At 69.5% G+C, this 3,309-nt stretch carries 4 protein-coding genes; 2 read left to right on the top strand and 2 right to left on the bottom strand.

From position 1 onward, the window contains the following. Nucleotides 1-35 precede the first annotated feature (35 nt). Both ACFWGZ_RS40400 and ACFWGZ_RS40395 read right to left on the bottom strand, forming a co-directional pair. Complete coding sequence (locus tag ACFWGZ_RS40400; protein ID WP_382456872.1) at nt 36-1,454, bottom strand: alpha/beta fold hydrolase; 1,419 nt, start codon at nt 1,452-1,454, stop codon at nt 36-38. 79 nt (nt 1,455-1,533) lie between these two features. Beyond that, the gene (locus ACFWGZ_RS40395) at nt 1,534-1,974 is read right to left on the bottom strand and encodes a DinB family protein (protein WP_382456871.1); all 441 of its coding nucleotides are present in this window, start codon (nt 1,972-1,974) and stop codon (nt 1,534-1,536) included. Between the two features lie 152 nt (nt 1,975-2,126). On the opposite strand from ACFWGZ_RS40395, the gene ACFWGZ_RS40390 reads away from it, so the two are divergent. Next, complete coding sequence (locus ACFWGZ_RS40390; protein WP_093600065.1) at nt 2,127-2,450, top strand: 2Fe-2S iron-sulfur cluster-binding protein; 324 nt, start codon at nt 2,127-2,129, stop codon at nt 2,448-2,450. A 14-nt stretch (nt 2,451-2,464) separates the two neighbouring features. Beyond that, nucleotides 2,465-3,244 carry an SDR family NAD(P)-dependent oxidoreductase gene (locus ACFWGZ_RS40385; RefSeq protein ID WP_382456870.1) on the top strand — a complete coding sequence of 260 codons (780 nt, stop codon included), beginning with the start codon at nt 2,465-2,467 and terminating at the stop codon, nt 3,242-3,244. The last annotated feature ends 65 nt before the right edge of the window (nt 3,245-3,309 follow it).

Below are 3,309 nucleotides of genomic sequence, written 5' to 3'. Positions count from 1 at the left end.
GCTCCTCGTGAGCGGGGCCCTTTCGCGTTGCCGCGTCAGTCCTTCGGGATGTCCGGGCGCCGCACGTGGCCGGGGATCCGGGTGTGCTTGGACTCGGGCAGCACGCCGTCGACGAGGTAGTCGTCGACCAGCGCGTCGAGGACCTCGTTGCCCACCAGCGCGTACACCTCGTGGTCGCCGGAGTCCTCGATGACGACCAGCGGGTGGCCGAGCAGCGCGGCCAGCTCGATGCCGCCCTCGACCCGGTCCATCGGGTCGCCGTCGGCCTGCACGACGAGCCCCTTCGGGTAGCCGGGCTGCGCGAGCTTCGTCGGCGGCTCGAGGCTCTCGAACGTCCGGAACGCGCCGACCCACGGCTGGGCGCGCAGGACGCCGTAGCCGTACGGGTGCTCCGCGCGGTGCTTGCGGACGTCGCGGTAGTAGACCTCCAGGTCCTGCGGCCAGCAGGTCTCCAGCGTGATGGCCTCCAGCACGCCGACCCGCAGGTCGCCCTCGGAGTCCTGCGGCCGCCACGTGCCCTGCCCGACGATCAGCGTGCGCGCCTTGTCGAGGTTGCCGTCGTCGAGGGCGGTGTTCAGGTCGCCGATGAGGTAGCCCAGCGAGTCCCACTGCGCCCGGTCCGTGGCCCTGGTGCCGACCGCGCCGTCGAGCAGCGTGCGCAGGTGCACCTGGTCCTGCTCGTCGAGCTTGGCGACGACCTTCTCGACCTCGTCGATCACCGCCTGCCCGTCCCGGCCGAGGTGGAAGTGCCCGTCGCGCTCGGCGGTCCACTCCGCCCACAGCTCGACGTTGCGGTAGACGGCCTCGGCCTGCGTGACGAACTGGTCGCGCCAGGTCCACTGCGGGTTGATGCACGAGTCGAACACCGTGCGGTCTAGGTTCTCGGGGAACATCGTCCCGTAGACGGCGCCGACGTAGGTGCCGTAGGCGTATCCGACGAACGAGATCTTCTCCTCGCCGAGCACGACCCGGATGAGGTCCATGTCCCGCGCGGTGTTGCGCGTCGTGATGTGCTGGCGCAGCTCGCCGCCGGCCTTCTGGCACCCGAGCTCGCGCAGCCGCATGTCCTCGGCGAGCTGCTCGAAGAGCGAGTCGGGCGGCCGCGAGTCGAAGGGCGCCTTGGGAACCGTGACCTCGCTGTAGAGCTTGGTCGACTCGCCGTACCCGCGCGGGTCGAACCCGATGAGGTCGTAGGCGGTGCGCACCCGCTTGCCGAAGTGCTTGATCAGGGCCAGCCCGTCGCCGCCGTCGCCACCGGGCCCGCCGTTGACGGCCAGCAGGACACCGCGGCGCTTGCGCGGGTCGGTGGCCTTGAGGCGGGCGAGGGCGACGGTGAGCTTGGGACCGTCCGGATCGGAGTAGTCGCGTGGCACGACGACCGTCGCGCGTTCAAGGCCGTCCTCGAACGGCGGTGACCAGTTCACCTGCTGGTCGTAGAACTCCTTGAGGGGCACGGTGGAACCTCCGCGTGTGGGGTGTGCGCCGACACCGCAGCGTCGCAACCGCTGCTCGAACGCCCCTGGAACTCCCGCCTCAGCGACCGGTCGAGCCGTCGATCAGCTCGCGGACGACGTCGGCGTGCCCGGCGTGCCGGCCGGTCTCCTCGATCATGTGCACGAGCCGCCACCGGACGTCCTGCGCGGCGCTCCCGTCGAGCACCTCGTTCGACCGCTCGACCGCTTCCCGGTACCCGGCCACGACGTCCGCGACGCTGTCGCCGCCGGGCACGTGGAAGGTCGCCGGCCAGCTCCGCGGCTTCCTGCCGAGGAACGTCGCCCGCTCCACGAACGTGAGGTGGCGCACCAGCCCCAGCAGGTTCGTGCCCGACGGCACCATCGCCGTGCGCACCTGCGGTTCCGGCGCTCCCTCCACCTTGGCGACCACGGCCTCGCGCAGGTAGTCGAGAAACCCGCGCAGGACCTCGGTCTCACTCCCACCGCTCTTCGGCGGCGGCTGGTCGCGTCTCCTGGCCATGACCCGATCCTCTCCGCACCCGCTGCCGGGAAGCACGGGAACTTGCCGGAACGGCAAGCCGGGAACGCTCAAGGTGGTCTCCACCACGTGCACAGCGCCGCCGTTCAAGGTGGACCACGTCCGGCGAGCCGCAGATCCGTGGGAGAACTGCCATGCCAAAGATCACTTACGTTTCGCACGACGGCATCGAGACCGTTGTCGACGTTGCCCAGAACGACTCCGTGATGCGCGGCGCGGTTCTCAACGGCATCAAGGGAATCGTCGCGCAGTGCGGTGGCGGGGCGTCGTGCGGGACCTGCCACGTGTACGTGGACCCCGAGAACACCAAGCCGCTGTCCCAGATGCACCAGGTCGAGGACGAGCTCCTCTACTTCACGGCCTGCGAGCGCAAGGAGAACAGCCGCCTGAGCTGCCAGATCCCCGTGACCGAGGAGCAGGACGGGCTCGTCGTGCACATGCCTGAGAAGCAACTCTGAGGGAGAGAATGAGCATGAGCCAGCGACGGGTCGCCCTGGTCACGGGCGCTACCAGCGGTATCGGTCTCGAGGTCGCGCGCAGCCTCGGCAACCAGGGGCACGCCGTCTTCGTCGTCGCCCGCAACGCCGAGAACGTCCAGACCACGGTGAAGCAGCTCCGTGAAGAGGGCATCGAGGCGGACGGCGCGGCGTCCGACGTGACGTCCACAGAGGACATCCACAAGGCCGTCGAGAAGGCCGTCGAGGTGTTCGGGCCCATCGAGATCCTCGTCAACAACGCCGGGCGCGGCGGTGGCGGCATCACCGCCGAGCTGGACGAGAACCTCTGGCTCGACGTCATCGACACCAACCTCAACGGTGTCTTCCGCTTCACCAAAGAGGTCCTGAGCACCGGCAGGATGGCCGAGCAGAGCTGGGGCCGGATCATCAACATCGCCTCCACCGGGGGCAAGCAGGGCGTCGTGTTCGCCGCGCCCTACTCGGCGTCCAAGCACGGCGTCGTCGGCTTCAGCAAGGCCGTCGGCATCGAGCTCGCGAAGACCGGCATCACCGTCAACGCGGTGTGCCCCGGCTACGTCGAGACGCCGATGGCGAGCCGGGTGCGCCAGGGGTACGCCAACCACTGGGGCGTCACCGAGGACGAGGTCCTCGAGAAGTTCAACGCCAAGATCCCGCTGGGTCGGTACAGCACGCCGGAAGAGGTCGCCGGTCTCGTGACGTACCTGACCACGGACACCGCGTCCTCGATCACCGCGCAGGCGCTCAACGTCTGCGGCGGGCTGGGCAACTACTGACATGCGCGGCGAGTCGGTAGTCGTCGTCGGGGCCGGGCAGGCGGGTTCCCAGGTCGCGGTGTCCC

Source organism: Lentzea sp. NPDC060358 (genome assembly GCF_042725365.1).
Lineage (GTDB): Bacteria > Actinomycetota > Actinomycetes > Mycobacteriales > Pseudonocardiaceae > Lentzea.
This window is presented reverse-complemented; position numbering and strand designations above follow the sequence as displayed.